This window comes from Amycolatopsis sp. M39 (genome assembly GCF_001651785.1).
Lineage (GTDB): Bacteria > Actinomycetota > Actinomycetes > Mycobacteriales > Pseudonocardiaceae > Amycolatopsis > Amycolatopsis rubida.
In genome coordinates this window covers 1-19,832 of the sequence record NZ_LWSF01000032.1, presented here as the reverse complement: position 1 = coordinate 19,832, position 19,832 = coordinate 1, and the positions used below count along the sequence as shown (strand labels likewise).

Annotated in this window: 21 protein-coding genes; 12 read left to right on the top strand and 9 right to left on the bottom strand. The window is 70.3% G+C overall.

The genetic code is table 11. The annotated features are described in order from the left end of the window. Position 1 precedes the first annotated feature (1 nt). Positions 2-445: an SRPBCC family protein gene (locus A4R44_RS39920; protein ID WP_067593174.1), complete on the top strand. Its 444-nt coding sequence runs from the start codon at positions 2-4 to the stop codon at positions 443-445. A 61-nt stretch (positions 446-506) separates the two neighbouring features. Here the strand turns inward: A4R44_RS39920 and A4R44_RS39915 are convergent, their stop codons facing one another. From A4R44_RS39915 to A4R44_RS48615, 5 genes are all read right to left on the bottom strand, one after another. Then, positions 507-2,087, bottom strand: a complete 1,581-nt coding sequence (locus A4R44_RS39915) for an NAD(P)/FAD-dependent oxidoreductase (protein ID WP_067593171.1) — start codon at positions 2,085-2,087, stop codon at positions 507-509. 4 nt (positions 2,088-2,091) lie between these two features. Next, positions 2,092-3,474, bottom strand: coding sequence for an NAD-dependent epimerase/dehydratase family protein (locus tag A4R44_RS39910; protein WP_232791983.1), 1,383 nt, complete (start codon positions 3,472-3,474; stop codon positions 2,092-2,094). Between the two features lie 234 nt (positions 3,475-3,708). Beyond that, complete coding sequence (locus tag A4R44_RS39905) at positions 3,709-4,071, bottom strand: hypothetical protein (RefSeq protein ID WP_067593168.1); 363 nt, start codon at positions 4,069-4,071, stop codon at positions 3,709-3,711. Between the two features lie 102 nt (positions 4,072-4,173). Next, a complete protein-coding gene (locus tag A4R44_RS51980; RefSeq protein ID WP_255366221.1) occupies positions 4,174-4,302 on the bottom strand; it encodes a hypothetical protein in 129 nt (42 codons plus the stop codon). After that, positions 4,299-4,436 carry a hypothetical protein gene (locus A4R44_RS48615; protein WP_157905124.1) on the bottom strand — a complete coding sequence of 46 codons (138 nt, stop codon included), beginning with the start codon at positions 4,434-4,436 and terminating at the stop codon, positions 4,299-4,301. The genes A4R44_RS51980 and A4R44_RS48615 overlap by 4 nt, the downstream gene beginning before the upstream one ends. Positions 4,437-4,527: 91 nt before the next feature. Here A4R44_RS48615 and A4R44_RS51975 point away from each other — a divergent pair, with 91 nt between their 5' ends. The 7 genes from A4R44_RS51975 to A4R44_RS39870 all read left to right on the top strand — a co-directional run bounded on the left by A4R44_RS51975 (position 4,528) and on the right by A4R44_RS39870 (position 10,688). Then, positions 4,528-4,743: an LLM class flavin-dependent oxidoreductase gene (locus A4R44_RS51975; RefSeq protein WP_255366220.1), complete on the top strand. Its 216-nt coding sequence runs from the start codon at positions 4,528-4,530 to the stop codon at positions 4,741-4,743. Beyond that, positions 4,740-5,480 carry a TIGR03557 family F420-dependent LLM class oxidoreductase gene (locus A4R44_RS39900; protein WP_255366219.1) on the top strand — a complete coding sequence of 247 codons (741 nt, stop codon included), beginning with the start codon at positions 4,740-4,742 and terminating at the stop codon, positions 5,478-5,480. The genes A4R44_RS51975 and A4R44_RS39900 overlap by 4 nt, the downstream gene beginning before the upstream one ends. Before the next feature lie 34 nt (positions 5,481-5,514). Further along, positions 5,515-6,084: a cupin domain-containing protein gene (locus tag A4R44_RS39895; protein ID WP_067593165.1), complete on the top strand. Its 570-nt coding sequence runs from the start codon at positions 5,515-5,517 to the stop codon at positions 6,082-6,084. Between the two features lie 108 nt (positions 6,085-6,192). After that, the gene (locus A4R44_RS39890) at positions 6,193-6,405 is read left to right on the top strand and encodes a hypothetical protein (RefSeq protein ID WP_067593162.1); all 213 of its coding nucleotides are present in this window, start codon (positions 6,193-6,195) and stop codon (positions 6,403-6,405) included. 631 nt (positions 6,406-7,036) lie between these two features. Next, complete coding sequence (locus A4R44_RS39880) at positions 7,037-8,047, top strand: chemotaxis protein CheB (protein WP_095213919.1); 1,011 nt, start codon at positions 7,037-7,039, stop codon at positions 8,045-8,047. Then, on the top strand, positions 8,047-8,814 hold the full coding sequence (locus A4R44_RS39875; protein WP_338080423.1) for an ATP-binding protein: 768 nt from the start codon (positions 8,047-8,049) through the stop codon (positions 8,812-8,814). The genes A4R44_RS39880 and A4R44_RS39875 overlap by 1 nt, the downstream gene beginning before the upstream one ends. 11 nt (positions 8,815-8,825) lie before the next feature. Then, on the top strand, positions 8,826-10,688 hold the full coding sequence (locus A4R44_RS39870; protein ID WP_067593135.1) for a CheR family methyltransferase: 1,863 nt from the start codon (positions 8,826-8,828) through the stop codon (positions 10,686-10,688). 216 nt (positions 10,689-10,904) lie between these two features. On the opposite strand, the gene A4R44_RS39865 is transcribed toward A4R44_RS39870, so the two are convergent. After that, entirely contained in the window at positions 10,905-11,300 is a 396-nt protein-coding gene (locus tag A4R44_RS39865; protein WP_067593132.1) for an STAS domain-containing protein, read from the bottom strand. 493 nt (positions 11,301-11,793) lie between these two features. Here A4R44_RS39865 and A4R44_RS39860 point away from each other — a divergent pair, with 493 nt between their 5' ends. Continuing rightward, positions 11,794-12,087: a hypothetical protein gene (locus A4R44_RS39860; protein ID WP_067593128.1), complete on the top strand. Its 294-nt coding sequence runs from the start codon at positions 11,794-11,796 to the stop codon at positions 12,085-12,087. 686 nt (positions 12,088-12,773) lie between these two features. Here the strand turns inward: A4R44_RS39860 and A4R44_RS39855 are convergent. Genes A4R44_RS39855 through A4R44_RS39845 form a run of 3 tightly spaced genes read right to left on the bottom strand, consistent with a single transcriptional unit; the run spans position 12,774 to position 16,078 of the window. Next, a complete protein-coding gene (locus tag A4R44_RS39855; RefSeq protein WP_067593125.1) occupies positions 12,774-13,598 on the bottom strand; it encodes an SDR family oxidoreductase in 825 nt (274 codons plus the stop codon). 21 nt (positions 13,599-13,619) lie between these two features. Further along, complete coding sequence (locus A4R44_RS39850; RefSeq protein ID WP_067593122.1) at positions 13,620-14,621, bottom strand: glycosyltransferase family 9 protein; 1,002 nt, start codon at positions 14,619-14,621, stop codon at positions 13,620-13,622. Further along, the gene (locus tag A4R44_RS39845; RefSeq protein ID WP_067593119.1) at positions 14,618-16,078 is read right to left on the bottom strand and encodes an HAD-IIIA family hydrolase; all 1,461 of its coding nucleotides are present in this window, start codon (positions 16,076-16,078) and stop codon (positions 14,618-14,620) included. Before A4R44_RS39845 ends, A4R44_RS39850 begins: the two co-directional genes overlap by 4 nt. 99 nt (positions 16,079-16,177) lie before the next feature. Between A4R44_RS39845 and A4R44_RS39840 the strand changes: the two genes are divergently transcribed. From A4R44_RS39840 to A4R44_RS39830, 3 genes are read left to right on the top strand one after another with little or no spacing between them, the layout of a single operon-like run. Then, positions 16,178-17,548 (top strand): aldehyde dehydrogenase, encoded by a 1,371-nt coding sequence (locus tag A4R44_RS39840; RefSeq protein ID WP_067593116.1) that lies wholly within the window; start codon positions 16,178-16,180, stop codon positions 17,546-17,548. Next, positions 17,545-18,621 (top strand): aromatic acid exporter family protein, encoded by a 1,077-nt coding sequence (locus tag A4R44_RS39835; protein ID WP_067593113.1) that lies wholly within the window; start codon positions 17,545-17,547, stop codon positions 18,619-18,621. The genes A4R44_RS39840 and A4R44_RS39835 overlap by 4 nt, the downstream gene beginning before the upstream one ends. A gap of 32 nt (positions 18,622-18,653) precedes the next feature. After that, entirely contained in the window at positions 18,654-19,703 is a 1,050-nt protein-coding gene (locus A4R44_RS39830; protein WP_067593111.1) for an NAD-dependent epimerase/dehydratase family protein, read from the top strand. Positions 19,704-19,832 lie beyond the last annotated feature (129 nt).

Sequence of the window (19,832 nt, the reverse complement as noted above, 5' to 3'; positions counted from 1 at the left end):
GATGATCGAGGTCAGCCAGACCATGCCGGTGCCGGCCGAAGCGGTGTTTGACGTCTTGTCGGACGGCTGGTCCTATGCCGGCTGGGTAGTCGGCAGCTGCCACATCCGCGACGTCGACGACCGCTGGCCCGCGGCCGGTGCGCGCATCCACCACAGCGTCGGGATGTGGCCGTTGCAGTTGGAGGACACCACGACGGTACGGGCGGTGGACCCCGGAAGCTCGCTCGAACTCGAAGCACAGGGCGGCGCACTCGGCACTGCGGACATCCTGGTCACTCTCACCCCGCGCGGCACCGGGGAAACCGTGGTACGCATTGCCGAATCCGCCCGCGGCGGAATCGGCGGCCTGATCCCGGAGAGCATGCAGGCACTGCTGCTCCGGCCACGCAACGAAGAATCACTCGCGCGCCTCTCCGCCCTCGCGATCGGCCGGACCCGCCGCTGACCGCCCCCGCCAACGTCGGCAAGCCGTCGACGCCGACCTCGTGCCTGTGGCCTCACGAACCTCAGCGGTATATCGCTCGGTTTGCGGCCCGGATCGCCGCCGCGTAGCCGCCGCCGAGCAAGTGGTCTCGCGCCAGTGCGGCGCGGGCCGCGTTCGCGCCGGGGCCGCCGTGTACCGCGCCGCCCGGATGGGCTGCCGCGCCGGCGAGGAACAGCCGGTCCACCGGCGTGTCCGAACGGCCGAGCCCAGGTACCGGGCGGAAGAACAGCTCCTGATGGATGGCGGTCGTCCCGGCGTTAACGGCGCCGCCGACCAGGTTGGCGTCGTGTCCGGCCAGCTCGGCCGGGCCCTGCATCCGACGATCGAGGACCAGGTCGCGGAAGCCCGGCGCGTTGTGCTCGACGGCCGCCTCGACACGTTCGGCCTGTAGCTGCACGGTCGCGGGGTCGGCACCGCGGGGCAGGTGGGTGTAGGCCCAGACCGCTTCGGTGCCGGCCGGGGAGCGGGATGCGTCCGCGGTGCTCATCTGGCCCAGCAGCAGGAACGGCTGCTCCGGCACCTCGTCGCGGGCCAGCGCCGCGCCGAAGGCCGAGAGCCCGGTCTCGTCGCAGCCCAGGTGTACGGTGCCGGCGCCGCGTGCTTCCGACGCGGTCCAGGGAACCGGGCCGGACAGCGCCCAGTCGACCTTCACCGTCGCACTGTCCCATTCAAAGACCTTCAGGTCCGCCAGCAGCCGCGACGGCAGCCACTCCGCCGCGACGAGGCCACCGTAGAGCACCGGCGCCGGAACGTCGGCCAGCACCGCCTTGCGCGCCCGGATCGGCTCCCCGTCCGCGCACCGCACGCCGACCGCCTTGCCCCCGGCGACCAGTACCTCGGTCACCGAGACTCCACAGTGGACAGACCCACCTCGGGACTCCAGCCGGCGCACCAACGCGGCCACCAGGTTACTCGCGCCACCCTCGGGCACCGGAAACCCGACGTCCTGCGCGAGCATTCCCAGCAGCCAGCCGAAGACGGCACTGCCCGCGTTGTCCACCGACAGGTCGCTGTGCGCGGCGTTCCCGGACAGCAGCAGGCGCGCTCCCTCGCCGTCGAAGCGTTCGCGCGCGAAGCGGCGGGCGGGCAGCGTTAGCATCCGGGCGAGCCGCAACGCTTCCGCGGTACCGGTGCGGCGCAGGAGCCGGGCGCCGGCCCGGATCGGCGGGAACGGGGTGAACAAGGCGTCGAGGAATTCCTCGCGAAGTCCTCGCCACTGCTTGAAAAGGCCCCGCCACGACTGTTCGTCCCCAGGTGCGAAGCGGGCGATTGATTCGGCGGTGCGGTCGAGGTCCCGTGAGAGCACGGCGCAGCGGTCGTCCGGGAAGACGTGCGCGAGTGCGTCGGGGGCGTGCAGCCAGCGCAGGCCGTACTCGGTCAGGCCGAGGCCGTCGAGCACCGGTGAAGCGGCGCCGAGCGGGAAGAACGCGGCACACAGATCGGAGCGGAATCCGGGCGCGGTGATCTCCTCGGTGCGCAGGGCACCGCCGGGAGCGGGTTGTTCCTCGAGAACGACGACGTCCCACCCGCGGTCGGCGAGCAGGTTCGCGGCGACCAGACCGTTGTGCCCGGCCCCGATGACGATCGCGTCGGCGGTGTGCACGGGTTCAGGCCTGCGACTGGTGCGTCGGACGGCCGCGGGTCAGTGCCCGGGCCCGGTGCAGCAGCCCGGTCCGGGCGGACGCCAGCGGGGCGGAGGATTCGCCGTCGCCGCGACGCAGCCCCTCGATCAGGTCCCGGAGGGCTTCGGCGGCGCGGTACCGCGGCTGCCAGCCGAGCACGGTCCGGGCCCGCGTGGTGTCCACCAGCGCGGCCTGGTCGGCCAGTTCGAGCCAGCCCGGATGCAGGGGCTGGAGTCCGGCCAGCCACGACAGCTGGGCCACCGCCCGGACAACGGGCTTGGTCGTCGGCACCCGCGTGCCGCCGAGGGCCTGAGCGAGCTCGGAGGCGTGGAGCACGTCCTCGGCCGCGAGATTGAACGGGCCCACCGCCTGCCGGTCGAGGATCAACCGGATCGCTTCGGCGACGTCGTCGGCGTGCACTGCCTGCGCCCGCAGGCTCTCCCACAGCGGAACCGGCAGGTACCGGCCGCCGATCAGACCGGGTGGCAGCAGAGGGGCGAGCAGCCATCGCGTGAACTCGCCGGCGGCGAGCCGCTGCAGGACCGCACACGGCCTGATGCGCGCGAGCGCGACCTCCGGATGCCGGGACGAGAACACATCCAGCGCCGTCTCCAGCAGAGCTTTGCTCCGGCTGTACGCGCTGGATTCGATCCCGCTGCACGGCCAGTCCTCGGTAACCTTCTCCTCCGGCGGCCCCGGTGCGTAGGCGGCCACCGAAGACGCGCACACCAGCCGTCGCACCCCCGCGCTGGTGACGGCCTGCAGAACGTTCCGGGTACCGTCTTCGTTCGTGCGCACCATCGACGGGTCGCTCCACTCCGGTGAGATGGCCCACGCCAGGTGCACGACGGCGTCGGCACCGGTGAATACTTCCCTCAGCTCCTGGTCCGCGCCGGGTTCGCCGATGTCCAGCGCGCGCCACTGAGCCCACGAGTACGGCTCGGCGTAGCGATCCGGCAGCCGGCGCGCCACCGTGATGACCTCGTGACCGCGGTCCAGGGCACGCAGCAACGCTGTGCCGATGTTGCCGCTCGCTCCGGTGATCGCGATCCGCATGCCTGCCGCGTACCCGTTGCGCGGTCGCGGAAACCCGTTCACCGAGTCCGGTACCGGGTCCGCGGAATAGGACTTCTGACTTCGATCGCCCCGGGATGTCGCGCCCGCGATGACCGGCTTTTTTTCCAGACCGGCCGGGGAAACGGCCCGTTCGACCAGTCCCTCGCGCAGTTCTTCGGCCAGTCCGGGCCCGGCCGTCGCGTGTACTCGGTGGATGTGTCGCGGCCGCTCGACGACGCGGCACGCGGCCTCGTCGCGGAAGCGGCGGAGCGGGCAGGCTCGTGGGACGGGCGGTACGGGGACACCCAGCACCTGCTGCGGGTCCCGGCCACCGTGTCCAGCACCGCGCAGGTACTCACCCGCGCGGGGGCGGGCCCGGCACAGGTCAGGGCCACTGCGCTGGCGCCCGGCGTGATCTGCACAGCTCAGCCGAAAGACAGCGCTTCAACCAGGCTCCCGGCCGTGCGAGGCCCGACCGAGTGGCTTGTCCGGCCGCCCGGTGATTCGGGCGGTCGGCTGCCGCCGCGGCAGACCTCGAACGCCGGTTCATCCGGTGCCGAACTCCACTGTCCATAGTAGACAGCGCACGATCGCCGATAATCCGTCGCCGCGTACGGCGAGCCCCACCTGGCAGTCCAGCCCGGCCCAGTCGCCGTTCAGTCCTGCCAGCACGGCCCGCACGCCCGGATCGAGATCGTCGACTTCCGCCGGTCTCGCGGTCTCGCCGAACGCTACCGCGGTGAAGACGGTTCCGGCCGGTTGTGGGCAGAATGGCCCGGACACCGCGACGGCGCAGAGGTGCACGACGTCGCGCACCACCGAGGACTGCGTGGTAGGGGTGCCCGCGGCCAGTGTGGCGAGCACCTGCGCGACCCGGCCGAAGTCCTTGTGCCGGATCGCGGTGACCAAGTCGCTCGCGACGGAATTCGCTTGGGTCGTCGGTTCCTCGCTCCGAGTCCGTGGGCGCGCACCACCGGACGGCGCACGTCCGGCCCGGCGTAATCCGATCGGTCAAATACGCCGTCTGGCGGGATAAAGGCAGGCGGTGACGTCGATCAGCACGATCTCGCCGAACAGAGCCACCAGGTTCTCCGCGACGAGCGCCGTGACCAGGAGCGCTGCGCTGGCGATCCCGCTCACGGCTCGACCGCGGACGGCACCCCGCCGAGCGGCCGGGCGGCGCATGTCACCGAACACCGCGTGCACCAGGCGCCATCGGCCGCGACGAGGTCGCGCTCGATCCGCCGCAGGCAGCGTCGTTCGTCGCGGTCCATCGAACACCTCCCGATCGAAGCCCGTTCGAGGACTACCCTTCCAGCGCCCGATTATCCGTTTGGCCGGATCGGCCGGTGGTACCCGGCGGACATGGTACGAGTCGGCTATTTCCTGTCCAGCGAGGAGTTCGGCCCGGCAGAACTGGTGCGGCAGGCGCGGCTTGCCGAAGCCGCCGGGTTCGACCGGCTGTGGATTTCCGACCACTTCCACCCGTGGCTGGCCGAGCAAGGCAACAGCCCGTTCGTGTGGTCGGTAATCGGCGCGCTCAGCCAGGTCACACCACGCTGCCGATCAGCACGGCGGTGACCTGCCCGATCGTCCGGACCCACCCGGCCGTCATCGCCCAGGCGTCGGCGACAGCGGCGGTGCAGTGCGAAGGCCGGTTCACGCTGGGAGTCGGTACCGGCGAAGCACTCAACGAGCACGTCACCGGCGAACGGTGGCCGTCGCCGAAGGAACGGCGGGACATGCTCGAGGAAGCCATCGACGTCATTCGCGCCCTGCACACCGGCCAGGAGGTCAATCACCGCGGCCGGTACTACACGGTCGACCGCGCGCGGCTCTACACCGTGCCCGATCAGCCGGTGCCCATCTACGTCTCGGCATTCGGCCCCGCCGCCCTCGACCTCGCCGTCCGCGCCGGAGACGGATTCTGCACCGTTTCCCCAGACACCGAAATGGTCCGCCGCTACCGCCGGTCCGGCGGCGCCGACCGGTGCGTGCAGGGCGGGCTGAAGGTGTGCTGGGCGGAGTCCGAAGAGAACGGTATCCGCACGGCCCACCGTTTGTGGCGCAACGAACTGCTTCCCGGCCAGCTCCCCTCGACGCTTAACACTCCGGCTGACTACAGTGCCGCCTCCACCTTGATCGCCGAGGAAATGACCGCCGCGCAGTTCCCCTGCGGCCCCGATCCGGCCCGGCACGTCGCCGCCGTCCGCGAATTCGCCGACGCCGGGTTCGATGAGGTCTACGTACAGCAGATCGGACCGGACCAGGACCGCTTCTTCGACGCGTGGCATCGCGACGTCCTGCCCTCGATCTGACCCTCCGCCGCCACTCCGAACGAGCGTGCCGTTCATGACCGCGAACGAAGTGCCGGGAGGCCTGGGTGCCGCAGGCAGGACGGCCGACCTGGACACCCACCGGAAACATGTCTTCGACCTGCACACAGCGCCCGCGAAGGCCTATTCTGGCGGGCGGCTGCGCAACGCGGACGAAAAGACCTTTCCCATCCTGGCCGGCCACGACGTTTCCGGAGTCCTGGTCCGGCTGGAACCGGGTGGCGTCCGCGAACCGCACTGGCACCCGAGCGCGTGGGGACTGCACTACGTCATCGCCGGCACCGGCCGGTTCTCGATCCTGGAAACCGAGGGCTACCACGAACACTTCGACGCCACCGCGGGCGACGTCGTCTTCCTGCCCCAGGGATCACTGCACTATTTCGAGAACGTCTCCGCCGAGGACTACCTGGCCTTCCTTGTCTTCAACACCAGTGCTGAAGAACCCCGCGACGACATCGGGCTGGCAGCCTCGGTGAACACGATCCCGCACGACGCACTCGGCGCGGTATTCGGCGTTCCGCCGGAAGTCTTCGACCACCTTCCCAGGAAGATCGAACCGGTAACCATTGTCCGCAAACCAAAGTGACCGGTGCGGGAAGCCCGCTCAGGCACCGTCGTGGGCATCGGGTCATCAGGCCCGCTAGATCCTCCGACGCCAGGAACGACGGCGGGGGCTGCGCCCCACCTGGAACTGATGATCGAGTGGACGCGGCTCATCGTCATCCCAGCGGCTCGTACTGGCGGTGCCTCGTGGGAGCAGCGCGCGGCCGAAGTGCTGCGCGGCACCCGCCGACCGGTTTTCGTCGTCGGGGCGGCGCGATCACCGGACACGCTTGCGCAACAGGATGAAAGCCTCTTCCAGGTCGAGACCACCGCGCCCGGCCAGCACCCCTTGCCTGCTCGATGACTACCCGGCTGCTGAGGGCGCCCTGCAGCTGATCGGCGCGCAGATCGGCGTTGCGAACGCGCTGTTCGCGCAGGATGCCGATAGCGGCCAGGCCGGCCAACACCCGCGCAGCGCGCGCCGCGGACGGGGCCGACACGCCGGGTTCGCACAGGAAAAGGCCGAGCGCGCCGACCATTTCGCGGCGCACCCCCATCAGCAATGCGCGGACGGCGCAGAATCCCTCTTGCCACGCGTGCTCGGGAATTGCGCCCGAGGTCCGGCAGGGGCGCGGAGATCCTCGGCGGTGGCTGTTTCCCCGAGGCGGAAGGCGTCCGAGCAGGGGCCTTCGCCTGCTTCCAGATCGAACGATTCCGTGCGCCGGACCTGCTCGGTCGAACACGACGCCACCTGGAGCCGACCCGCTTGGCCAGGCAGCACGATCCCGGCCGCGTCCACGGGCAGGAGCCGCACGCGATGCCCGTTCCGTCTCCGCTGCGCAACCTCGGCGCCTAGCTGCTTCCAACGCCGAACGAGCCGCAGAACGGGGTCCAGGCCGTCCGTAAGCGGACGGAACGTAGCAGCCGTGTTTCGCCGTGCACTATGAGGGCTACCCTGATACGAGGTCTAGCGTGTCCAGGAGGAGGTGATCGCCGTGTCCGAAGTCCGGCGGGACATCGTGGTCGCCGGAGCGTCGGCGGGCGGAGTCGAGGCCCTGCGTTCGCTGGTCGGATCCCTGCCCGCCGACTTCCCCGCCACAGTCCTGGTGACGATGCACTTGTCCGCGGGAGCGCGCAGCGCGCTGCCGATGATTCTCGACCGCTCCGGCCCGTTGCCCGCGGCGGCCGCCACCCACGGGGCGCCTTTGCGAGCCGGCGTCGTCTACGTCGCGCCGCCGGACCGGCATCTGCTCACCGACGACGGTTCGGTGATACTCACCCAGGGGCCGACGGAAAACGGGCATCGGCCGGCGATCAACGCGATGTTCCGTTCGGCGGCGGTGACAGCCGGCCCTCGGACGGTCGGCGTGGTCCTGTCCGGCACGCTCGACGACGGCGCGGCGGGCCTGCGCGCGATCGTCGCCCGCGGCGGCGAGGCTGTGGTGCAAGACCCTGCCGACGCCGTGTACTCCGGCATGCCGTCGAGCGCGCTCGCCGCGGTCGGGGCGGCTCGCGTGCTGCCGGCCGCCGAACTCGGCGGTGCTTTGGACAAGATGGTGCGCATGCCGCTGGAACCGGCCGACGTCCCGCCGCCGTCCCGGGCTCTGCTGCTGGAAGACCGGATCGCCCGCGACGGGGTGCGTCTCGGCGCGGTGCGGCCCGAGGCAGCGCAGTCCTCCGCTGCCTACACCTGCCCGGACTGCCACGGAACCCTCACCGAGGTCGCGTCGGGCCAGTACCGGTGCCGGATCGGGCACGCTTGGTCGCCCGAGGCCCTGTTGCTCGCCCAGGACACCGAGTTCCAGCGCGCGGTCTGGACGGCACTGCGCTCCCTCGACGAGAAGGTCGCGTTGGCAGAGCGGCTTGAGCACGACGCCCGGCATCGCCATCACTCGCTGCTCACCGAGCGCTACGCCGGAACCGCGAGGGAATGTCTGGCCGCTGCGAATACGCTGCGGGAGTTCCTGCTCTCGCTGTCCGACAAACCCCGTGCCGAGGATCCTTGATGAGCGCTGGCCACGGAGTGCGCCTTGTGCCCGAGCACCGCGCAGAAGCCACCACCGCGCTCGTGAGCGGCGTGCTCGACTTGGAGTCTTACCCGGAGTTGCGCGACGGACTGCTCAAGATCGCCGCTGAGGCGCCCAACGGCCTCATTGCCGACATCCAGGAGCTGGCCGTCAACGATCCGTCGCTGCTGAGCGTGTTCTCGCTGGTGTCCATGCGGGTCGGCGACTGGCCGGGCATCCCGTTCGCCATAGCCACCGACCGGCCCGGGCACCAGGCGATGCTCGCCGCCCGCGCCGTCGACCGGTTCGTCGCGGTGCACCCCGACCGCGCGGCCGCCGAGCGCCGGCTCCTGCGGCCGCCTCGTCGGCGTGCCACGCAGCAGCTGACCCGCGCGGTGCGTTCCCCGGCTCTCGCCCGCGACTTCGTGGAGCGGATCTGCGCGGAGTGGGGCACCGCGGACCTGGCGGAGGACGCACTGCTGGTCACCACCGAGCTGATGGAGAACGCCCTTCAGCACACCGCCTCGGCGCCGCGGATCCGGCTGGAGCTGCGGCGCGGGATCCTGAGCGTCGCAGTGTCCGACGACGACCCGCGCCCGGCGGTCCTGCGGGAACGGCTCAGCATCCACGAAAGCGGCCTCGGTCTCCGGTTGGTCGCCCAGGTCGCGAAGGTGTGGGGCTGCAGCCGGTCGTGGTCCGGGGGGAAGGTCGTCTGGGCGGTGTTCACCAGGCGCGCCCCTCACTCAAGCGGCCGCGCCGACGGGTAGCGTGTCGGAGCGTGACCGAGCCCAAGGAAACCAACGGCGAGTTCGAATCGGTGCTGGCCTACCTGAAGGAGTCGCGGGGCTTCGACTTCACCGGGTACAAGCGGAGCAGCCTGATGCGGCGGGTCCGCCGCCGGATGAGCCAGATCGGCATCGAAGGCTACAACGAGTACATCGACCAGCTCCAGGTGAACTCCGAGGAGTTCGTGGCGCTGTTCAACACGATCCTCATCAACGTCACCGGGTTCTTCCGCGACCCCGAAGCATGGGAGTACCTGCGCGACCACGTCGTGCCGGCGCTGCTGGCCGAACGCAGCCCGGAGGAGCCGATCCGGGTGTGGAGCGCCGGGTGCGCGGGCGGCCAGGAGGCGTACAGCCTCGCGATGCTTTTCGCCGACGCGATCGGAGTCGACGCGTTCCGCCAGCGCGTCAAGATCTACGCGACCGACGTCGACGACGAGGCGCTCACCCAGGCCCGGCACGCCGCCTACACCCCGGCCGAGGTCGACGGACTCAGCGAGAGCCAGCTGGAGCAGTACTTCGAACTGCAGGGCAGCCGCTACTGCTTCCGCAAGGACCTGCGCCGTTCGGTCATTTTCGGGCGCAACGACCTCGTGCAGGACGCGCCGATCTCGCGCATCGACCTGCTCGTCTGCCGCAATACCCTGATGTACTTCAACGCCGAGACGCAGACGAAGATCCTCGAGCGATTCCACTTCGCGCTGGCCCTCAAAGGGCTGCTCTTCCTCGGCAAGGCCGAGATGCTGCTTTCGCACGCCCGGATCTTCGAACCGCTCGACCTCAAACGCCGGGTTTTCCGCAAGGCTGTCAACGCGCCGGTCAGCTACAACCACTTCGTGTCGCCCGGCTTCCCGCAGCGCCGGACCCACGACATCGCCGGGCTCGACGAACTGCGCGAACACGCGTTCTCGGCAAGCCCCGTCGCGCAGATCGTGGTGACGGAGGACGAGGTCACCGCACTCGTCAACGCCCAGGCGGAGGTTGCGTTCGGGCTGTCCGAACGCGACATCGGCCGTCCGTTGCGCGACCTGGACGTGTCCTACCGGCCGGTGGCGCTGCGCGCCTACGTCGAACAGGCGCGGATGGAACGGCGCTCGCTGCGGATCAAGGACGTCGAGTGGCGCCGGGCAGGCGAGACCGTCTGGTACGAGGTGCACGTCAACCCGTTGCTGGGCAAGGAGAAGAAGCTGCTCGGCGTGTCCGTGGTGTTCCACGACGTCAGCTGGGCACGGCAGCTGCTCACCGAACTGGAGCACACCAACCGGCAGCTCGAATCGGCCTACGAGGAACTCCAGTCCACCAACGAAGAACTCGAAACCACCAACGAGGAGCTTCAGTCCACGGTGGAGGAGCTGGAGACGACAAACGAAGAGCTCCAGTCCACCAACGAAGAACTGGAGACGATGAACGAGGAACTCCAGTCCACCAACGACGAGCTCCAGACAATCAACGACGCGCTGCGCGAACGCAGCCTCGACCTCGACGAGGTCAACGAATTCCTCGAGTCGGTGCTGACCTCGATCCGCGCGGGAATCGTAGTGGTGGACCGTGAGATGCGAGTGAAAGCCTGGAACCGCGGCGCGGAAGACCTCTGGGGCGTCCGCCGGGAGGAGGCGGAGGGCACGCATCTGCTCAATCTGGACATCGGCCTGCCGCTGACGGAACTCCGTCCGGCGGTCCGCGACGCGCTCGCGGACGCCGGATATCACACCGAACTGCTGCTCGATGCGATCAACCGCCGCGGGCGGGCGACGTCGGTCCGCTTGCACTGCGGCGCGTTGCGGGGCGCCGACGGAGAGAGCCAGGGCGCGCTGCTGATGATGGAGGAAGGCCAGCCGCCTGGACCGAGCCGGTGACGGCCGCCCGGTGTGGCGCTGGTGCACGGCGGCTCCGATCGACTCGACACCGATGAACCGCGTGCCTTCGAAGACGGCACGCAACAGAAACGGTTCAGCGACTCGACCGGGCTCGTCAGCCGCCGATCCGGCCGCTGCTGCGCAGGTCCCCGGTGCTCAGGGCCTGCTCAGCGTTGCTGGTCCGGCACCGAAACACCCATGCCGAAGCTGACGTGTTCAGGCGACGCCGCTCCCGGGCCGAGGCATCGAGTCGATATTGCTGCGGATGTCGAGTGTCTTGTCGAGCCCCACCAGCCGAAGGGGACGCAGAACGGCGCGCTGGTGCGCGATGATCGAGAACGGCACCCCCGCGGTCCGCGCCGCGCGGTCCGCAGCGAGCAGTGCGGACAAGCCATGGCAGCTGCAGAACCTCACGGCGCGGAGGTCGGCGAGCACAGCCGGGGGTGTGCGCTCGATCTCCGCCGCGATTCGCTCTGCGAACGGCTGGGCACCGCATGCGTCGAGGTCGTCGGCCACCGCCACGACCGTGGCGTCCTCGCCGGTGCACACGACGATGTCGACGGTGAGTCCTGCGGAGGAGGACAGACTGGTGAACGAGATGGGTCGGGTCATGCGGCGCCTCCAGTGAACGGACGAGAGGTGAGCCGTCGCACGGCCCGCCTCCGATTGTTCTCCTCGGTGGGCGGCTGCTGTCCTGAACCGCAGATCAGCCACGTTACCCCGGCTGTCCTTCGCTAACAACCGGCAGCCGCCGCCCGCGCCGAGGAAACACCCCGGCCGGAATCGACACTCGGCAGCTCCGCTCTCCCGCGTGAACTATGCGGGCGGAAGACGTGCGTCTGAGGTTCACCCAGGAGAAGCAAACCGCCTTGCCCATTATCGCACGGCACGGTGGAGATCGCCCGGGTCTGCGGACCGCTCAGCCTTGCGGGCTTGCACGTGGCAACAGCGCCGGCGAACGTCCGGGTATTGGTCGTGGTCCCCGATCTGGCGGAGATCTGCGGCCTCGACGCCGCTGGTCTGCGCATTCTCCTCATCCTGTCGCCGGCTACGCCGAGAACGCGAGGGCGGTTTGGCCGACAGGTCACCGGGCTACCCCGTCGGCATGAAGAAGCGCCCGGCCAAGCGCACCGCTTCGGTGATATTTCTCGGCAGATCCGATGCGCTCGTCGCCGTGCGCAAGATGGTGGTCGAACACGGATTCGCGGTGGTCGACGTCCCCGGGCGCGGGGTTGAATGGGCGGTGGTCGACGACGATGTGTGGGCAGGACGCCGGACACGCTCGCAGGAAGCGATCCTGCGACGGCTGTCGGCCTTTCGCGTTCCGTGTTTGCTCCCGAACGAGGCAGCGGCCTGGTTGTCCGGGATGGCATCGAAACCACGGTTGACCCCGCTGTGAAAGACGCGGCCGTCCGAAGGTCGGCACCGAGGTGGCTCCGGTGTCAACGCTCGGCAGCGACGGGGTCAGCATCCGGAAGGGGGCCAGAGACCCCCGGGTAACTTGACGAGCCCTCAACCCCGAGTGCCGTCGATTGTCCGTCCACAGTGGATAGGCGCGCCGACCAGGGTAGGACAGCGGCCCATCCGCGCGAGCAGACCGCACCAGACTGCGGCCCGGTCATCTCGTTCGGCAGGTTCACGGGGCCAACATGGCCACGAGGCAGAATCCGAAGCGGCAAACACAAAGTGGCTAGGGCGGCACACCCCGCAGGCCGCAGAGGTCAGCTGAGCGAGCAACGACCAGCCGCAGCCTCCGTGGTCGCGACCAACAGAGCAAGAATGGCGAGCAGGACCGAATTCAGCGCACCTAGGACGAGCATCGGATGGCGTTGACCAGCCCTGCCCAGCTGAAGGCAATCGGGCACTCGTTGCGCACGGCGCTCCTCAAGTTGCGGCACGAGCGAGCAGCGAACTCGCAGTCGCGTTGGACCGCCCCGCGAGCATGATCGCGCATCCCGTGCAAGTGCTCGCCGGCAACGGGCTGCTCCGGGTGGCGCGCACGCGCCCGCTTCCGAACGGTGGAGAAACGGTTCTACGGCCGCTCGCTCTGCGGAAAATCCGGCTGCCCAGGTCGATGACGCCCGATCAGGGGCGACGCCACCGGTGGTCCGGGAAGGCCGTTCCGGCCTGCGCGCCCATGCGGATCAGCCCGCCGTCGACCACCACGGACGAACCCGTGATGTACCCCGCCGCGGGGGTGGCGAGGAAAGCCACCGCCGCGGCGACTTCACGGGCGTGCCCGGGGCGGCCGAGCGGAATTCCGGGGCGTTCCTGGCCGCGCGGGTCGACGTCGGTCTGGCCGGTCATCGGCGTGGAGATTTCGCCGGGCGCAACGGAATTGACCGTGATCCCGTACTCGGCGAGTTCGAGCGCGAGCACCTGGGTCAGCGCGCCGGCACCGGCTTTCGCCGCGCAATACGGGGCGGCGCCGACGCGGGGCACATGTTCGTGGACGCTGGTGATCGTGATGATCCGTCCGCCGCGGCCGGCATCGATCATGTGCCGCGCGGCACGTTGGGAGCACACGAAAACGCCGTGCAGATCGACGTCCACGACGCTGCGCCAGGTGTCGAAGTCCATGTCCATCGCGAGTTCGCTGCTGCCGGTCCCGGAGCAGTTCACCAGCACGTCGACGCCGCCCAGTTCGGCCGCGAGTTCGTCCACGACGCTCGCCGCGGTCGGCAGGTCGGTCAGGTCGAGCTGCCGCACGTGCGCGGCCACGCCCTGCTCCCGCGCCTCGGCAGCGGTCTCCTCCGCCCCGGTTTCGTCGGTGTGCCAGGTGATTCCGACGTCCACGCCCCCGCCGGCGAGCGCAACGGCCACCGCCCGTCCGATGCCGGAATCCGCGCCGGTCACGACCGCCGTGCGCGGTCCGTCGGTCTCTTCGGGCAACGGTGCTGGGTCCACCATGTCCTCTCTTCTCCTTGAGATTCAAGCGGTTGCCCGGCGGCTCGGCCGCTTGACCAATTCCGCCACCGCGGCAACGACTTCCGCCGGATCGATGCCGTCCAGGCACGGGTGTCCGGGGACCGGGCAGGTCCGAACGCGGCTTCCTCGGCACGGCGCGTGCTGGTCGCCGAGCAATGCCGCCGGGACCCCGAACGGAGCCCAGCGCGCGGCGGGAACCACCGGCGCGAACAACGACACCACCGGGGTGCCGACGGCCGCCGCCAGGTGAGCTGGACCGGTATTCGGGGCGACGACGGCCTCGGCACCGGCGAGCACTGCGGCCAGTTCGAGCAGCGACGTACCGCCGCTCAGGTCTACGCCGGCGGTCGTCCCCTCCGGTTTCGCACCGGTCACGACAACCCGGTGTCCTGCTTGGACAAGCGCGTCGACGATGCGTCCGCTGTGGACCGGAGAAGGGCTGCGCGCCGGGACCGAGGCCGTCGGGTGCACCACGACGTAGTCGCCGATTCCAGTCAGCGCGGAAACATCCGGCAACGGACCGCGGATCGCTAGCCGCCCGTCGTCGCCGGGAGGCAGCGCGCACCCGGCGGCTTGGGCGAGCGACAGCATCCGCAGCGCTTCCGGCGGGTCCCCCGGTACGCGGTGGCGCAGGTTGAGGAGGCTGCCCGGGTAGTCGTCGCAGATCGCACCGATCCACGGCACCCCGGCCAGGCGCAGCACCAATGCGAGCGGCAACGGCGACTGGTGGAACGAAGTAAGCACGAAAGCCGCTTCGAAGCCGGTCAGCTGTTCGGCGAGGACGTCGACCGACGAACGGGTGAGCGGCGGCGGTTCGGGGTCGATCCACGGCGCGCGGAAAACCTGCACCTCATCGACGCCGGGCAGCAGTTCCCCAGCAGCGGCGCCGTACGGTCCGGCCAGCAGCGTGACGTGCTCGGCCTGCGCGGCAATCGCCCGGACCGCCGGACCAGCCAGCAGGACGTCGCCGAGATTGTCCTGCCGGGCCACCACCACCCGCTTCACGCGACGACTCCGGCTTGGCACAGCGCGTCCGCGAGGTCTCGCGCCACCAGCGCTTCTTGCCGGGCGCGAGCGATCTCGGCAGGCAAGGTGCGGACGGTCGGAACCAGCACGGCGCGCGCTCCGGCCGCGAGCCCGGCTTCGACGTCCGCGCCGGTGTCGCCGATGACGACGCACCGCGCTGGGTCGACCGACAGTTCTTTCGCCGCCCGCCGGACGAGTTCCGGAAACGGTTTACGGCAGTCGCAGCCGTCGTCGGCGTCGTGCGGGCAGACCTGCCAGGTGCCGAACTCGCCGAACAACTCGTCCACGCGAGCGTTCACCGCGGTCAGCTGATCCGGCTCGATCAGCCCTTTCGCGACCCCGGACTGATTGCTCACCACGCCCAGCCGGACGCCCCTGCGCCGGAGTTCCCGCACGAGGCTCACCGCGCCGTCGACCGGCCGAACTTGCGTCGGATCCGACAGATAAGGGATGTCGTGGATCAGCGTGTCGTCGCGGTCGAACAGCACAGCCTGCGGCGAGAGCGAACGGCGGGCGGCGATTTCCCCGCGCAGCCGGTGATAGCAGGCGGCGGGCGGGATCAGCACGCTCGTCACGAGCATACGCGCGATCTCGCCGGGCGTGGCTGGCCCGGAACGGATGCGTTGTGCGGCGAACGCGCCGGTCAGCCCGGCCCAGGCGGCCAAGGCGAGGCGACGTTTCCGGGGCACGAGCGCGGCGAGGGCGGTGGCGACGGTCAGTGCGTGCCTTCCCAGCATTCCGCTGCCAGCACCGGTTCGCTGCCGCCACAGGACGCCGTGCTTGTACCGCATCCGCGCGTTGTCCGCGTTGCCTCGCTGGGCTTTCAGACTGGCCAAGAATCCCGAACGGCGCGCTGGATGAGTCGTGACCCGCTCGCCGCGCTCGATGCGGTGCCCGTTGAGCACGACACGCAGGGCCAGATCGGAGTCCTCCCGGAACGCACGCGGGAATCGCTCGTCGAAACCGCCGGACTCGACCAACGCTTTCCGCCGGTAAGCCATGTCCGCGGTGATCCATCGCGCTGCTTCCAGCCCAGCGGTGCCGCGTTCGTCGTCAGTGGGTTTCCGGTTGTCCGGCAACGGAACCACGATCCTGGCCTGCGAGGCGGCACCGTCCGGCGGCAGCCGGGCGACGTCGGCGACCAGCTGGGCGGGCCAGTCGGCGGCGAGGACCACGTCGTCGTCCACGAAGGCGATCCAGTCCGACTTCGCCGCGCGCCAGCCGACATTCCGCGCCGCCGCCGGGCCCCGGCCATACGACCGCAGCACCCGGACGTACTCGGGCACCTCCAGCGCGCTCCCTTGCGGACGGTCGTCGACCACGATCACCTCGGCCGGGCCGGGGCCCTCGGCGTCCCCGAGCGTGTCCAGCAGGGTTCGCAGCGCCGGGCGGCCGGTCGTCGGGATCACCACGGCGTAGTCCGGGAAAGTAGTCACCCGCGCCGGTTTACCCCAACTCCGCGCAGGCAAACGGAACGTATGGCAGTGCGTGCGCCGGGGTATCCGCAGCGAGACCGACCTACAGGAGGTGCGCTAGTGACCACGCTCGACAACCGGGCCGCCACGCTCGCGATCATCGACCCGGCCGACGGCAGCTCGGTCGGCGCGGTCCCGATGGCCGGTTCCGACGAGCTCGACGCCGCCCTCAGCCTCGCGCACCGGGCGCAGCCGGGCTGGGACCGGACTCCGGCCACCGAGCGCGGCGCTGCCCTTCGTGCCGCCGCGGACCGGCTGCGCGCGCACGCCGACGACCTGGCCGAACTCAACAGACGCGAAACCGGCCGTCCGCTCGACGAAGCCAAGGCCGGGGCGCTCGCCGGGGCGGGAACCCTCGACCAGTACGCCGAACTGGGTCCAGTGCATCGCGGCCGCAGCCTGCTCGGGGATTTCGCCGCCACCGATCTGATGGTCCCCGAGCCGCGCGGGGTGGTGGTCGCGTTGACGCCCTGGAACGACCCGGTCGCCGTCTCGTGCGGGCTCATCGGTGCGGCTGTGGTCACCGGAAACACCGTTGTGCACAAGCCCAGCGAACGGTGTCCGCACACCGGAACACTGTTCGGCGAAGTCCTCGCCGGGATCTTTCCCGAAGGCGTGCTGCAAACCGTTCACGGGGACGGCCGGATCGGGGCGGTGCTGGCCGCGCGGGGCGACGTCGACGTTCTCGCGCATGTCGGCAGCACCGCGACCGGCCGGTCGATCGCGGCGAGCGCGGCCGCGACCGGGGCGAAGGCGCTGCTGGAGAACGGCGGCAACGATCCGCTCGTGGTGGACGAGGACGTTGAGCCGCACTGGGCCGCCGAGCAGGCCGCGCTCGGCGCGTTCGCGAACTCCGGGCAGATTTGCGTTGCGGTGGAGAGGATTTACGTGCATCGCGCGAAAGCCAAGGCGTTCACCGAAGCTCTCGTCGACATCGCCCGAGGGCGGACGCTTGCCCCGCTGGTGGACACCCGTCACCGCGACCACGTCCATTCCCACGTGGAGAACGCCGTAACGCTGGGCGGAGCAATTCGTACCGGCGGCCAAGTCCCGGCCGGACGGGGCGCGCACTACCCGGCCACTGTCCTGACTGGATGCACCAGCCAGATGCGCGTGCTGCGCGAGGAAACCTTCGGCCCGGTCGCGCCGGTGTGCGTCGTGGATTCCTTCGAACACGGACTGGCCGAGGCCGCGAACGACGACTACGGACTCTCCGCGACCGTGCTCACCGCGTCGATGGAACACGCGCAGCACGCGTGGCGCGAACTGGCGGTCGGAACGGTCAAGGTCAACGCCGTTTTCGGCGGCGCTCCCGGTGGGGCGGCCCATCCGCGGCGCGGGAGCGGTTCCGGATATGGCTACGGGCCTGAACTGCTCGACGAGATGACGCAGACGAAGCTCGTCCACCTGGGCACGCCCGTACGCGCGTGACGCCCAAACTCGACCGCACGCCGCTGGGCTGGGCGGCCCGCGCGATCCGCGTGCCCGGCAGCGAGCGGCGCACCGCGTTGCAAGCCGCCAAGGCGACCGTCGCCGCCGTGGCGGCCTGGCTGCTGGCCACACGGGTGATCGGGCTTTCCCAGCCGTTCCTCGCGCCCTACGCGGCGATTTTCCTGGTCGAAGCGACCGTCTACCGTAGCCTGCTCGGCTGGGCACAGCAGGTCGGCTCGGTGACGGTCGGGGTGCTGCTCGCCGCCGGAGCGGCGCAGCTGGTGCCGGAACAGACGGTGACGCTGGCTCTCGTCGTCTTCGTCGGCTTGCTGGTGGGCTCATGGCGACGGTTCGGCGGGTCCGGCGTCTGGGTCGGGGTGACCGGGATGCTGCTGGTCACCTACGGAACCACGCGGAGTTCGGAACTGCTCGGCGACCGCCTGCTGGAGACCGCCCTCGGCGCCGCGATCGGGCTGGTGGTGAACGTGGTGATTTTCCCGCCGCTGTACGGGGAACGCGTCGCCGCTGCCGCCGACCGGCTCGCCTCCGCGCTCACCGGTCTGCTGGAAGACACCGCCGAACTGGTGCGGGCCGACGAACCGCCGGAGAACCTCGACGACTGGCTCGGCCGAGTCAGCGACGTGCGCAGCCTCGCGCGAGCGGCGGAGGACGCGTCGGGACTGACCCGGGAGGGCCGGTTTCTCAACCTGCGCAAGCGAAGCCGGCATTCCGGGACCCAGCACGAGGCCTCGCTGCGGACGCTGGGTGCGTTGTGGCCGCCGGTAGAGCAGTTGGCCGCGGCGGTGCGCACGACCTCGGAGGGGCGGGAGCCGTTCGTCTACCCGTGGCCGAAGGCGCGGGACGCGCTCGCGGACCTGCTGCTGGAGCTTGCCGCGGCGGTGCGGGACACCGCGGTCCCCGGGCGCGCGGCGGATCTGGAGCGGTGCCGATCGCTGATGTGCCAGGTCGAGGACCGGCTGGTCTCCTCGGACGACGGGGTGACGGCGACGCTCGGGCTGGGCGCGATGGCGCTGCCGGTCCGACGGCTGCTGCGGCAACTGGACCACCGCTGATTGACCCACCCCATAGCGGGTACCCGCCCCTGATGACTTTCCGACGGATCGCGGTGACCGGCGCGACCGGCAACATCGGCACCGCGACAGTGCGCGCGCTGGCGGCCGACCCTGACGTCGAAGCGATCACCGGCCTCGAACGGCGGCCGACGGGCATTCCGCCGCCCAAGACGGAGTACGCCGGCGTCGACGTGGCGCACGACGATCTGGCTCCCATCCTGCGCGACGCCGACACGGTCGTCCACCTGGCCTGGCTTTTCCAGCCGACCCACCGCCCTGACCTCACGTGGGAGACCAACGTCCGCGGCTCGCTTCGGCTGTTCGAAGCCGCCGCGGCAGCCGGAGTGTCGACGCTGGTCGTGGCGTCCTCGGTCGGGGCCTACTCCCCCGCCGCCGACAATCGCCCGGTCAGCGAGGACTACCCGACGCACGGCTGGCCAGGTGCCGCCTATCCGCGCGAAAAAGCCTATGTGGAAAGGCTTCTGGACTCCTTCGAACAAGCTCATCCGGAAATCCGGGTCGTACGCGTCCGGCCCGGGTTCGTCTTCCAGCGCACGGCATCGACCGAACAGCGGCGGCTGTTCGCCGGGCCGTTCGTGCCCGGCAGCCTTCTTCGGCCCGGCCTGCTGCCGCTCGTGCCGGACATCCGGGGGCTGCGCTTCCAGGTCGTGCACGCGGCTGACCTCGCCGACGCCGTCCGGCGCTGTGTACTGCGGCCGGTGTCGGGTGCGTTCAACATCGCGACCGACCCGGTAGTCGACCCACGTCTGCTGGCCCGGCTGCTGCGCGCACGGCGGGTGCCGGTCCCGGCCGGACTGGTCAAACCCGCGCTCGCGGCGGCCTGGCGGATGCACCTGGTGCCCGCGACACCCGGCCTCTTCGACACGGTGCTGCGGCTGCCGGTGATGGACACGTCCCGAGCGCGATCCGAGCTGGAGTGGCAGCCGGAGTGGTCGGCGGAGGCGACTGTGCGGGAGTTCCTGCACGGGTTACGCCGCGGAGCGGGCGGGGGTACTCCGCCGCTGGCTCCGGACGAGCATCGGGGGCACGAGATCGCTACCGGGATGGGACAGCGACCGTGAGGCCCCATGCCAGGAACTTGAGCCGGTTTCGCAGGCCCATCGCGAGGCGCGCACGGTTTGCCCGTACGTGAGGGGAACCCTGCGGGAATCTGGGTGGATTCGAGGGGTCGTTGCAACGCGGGTGGTTCA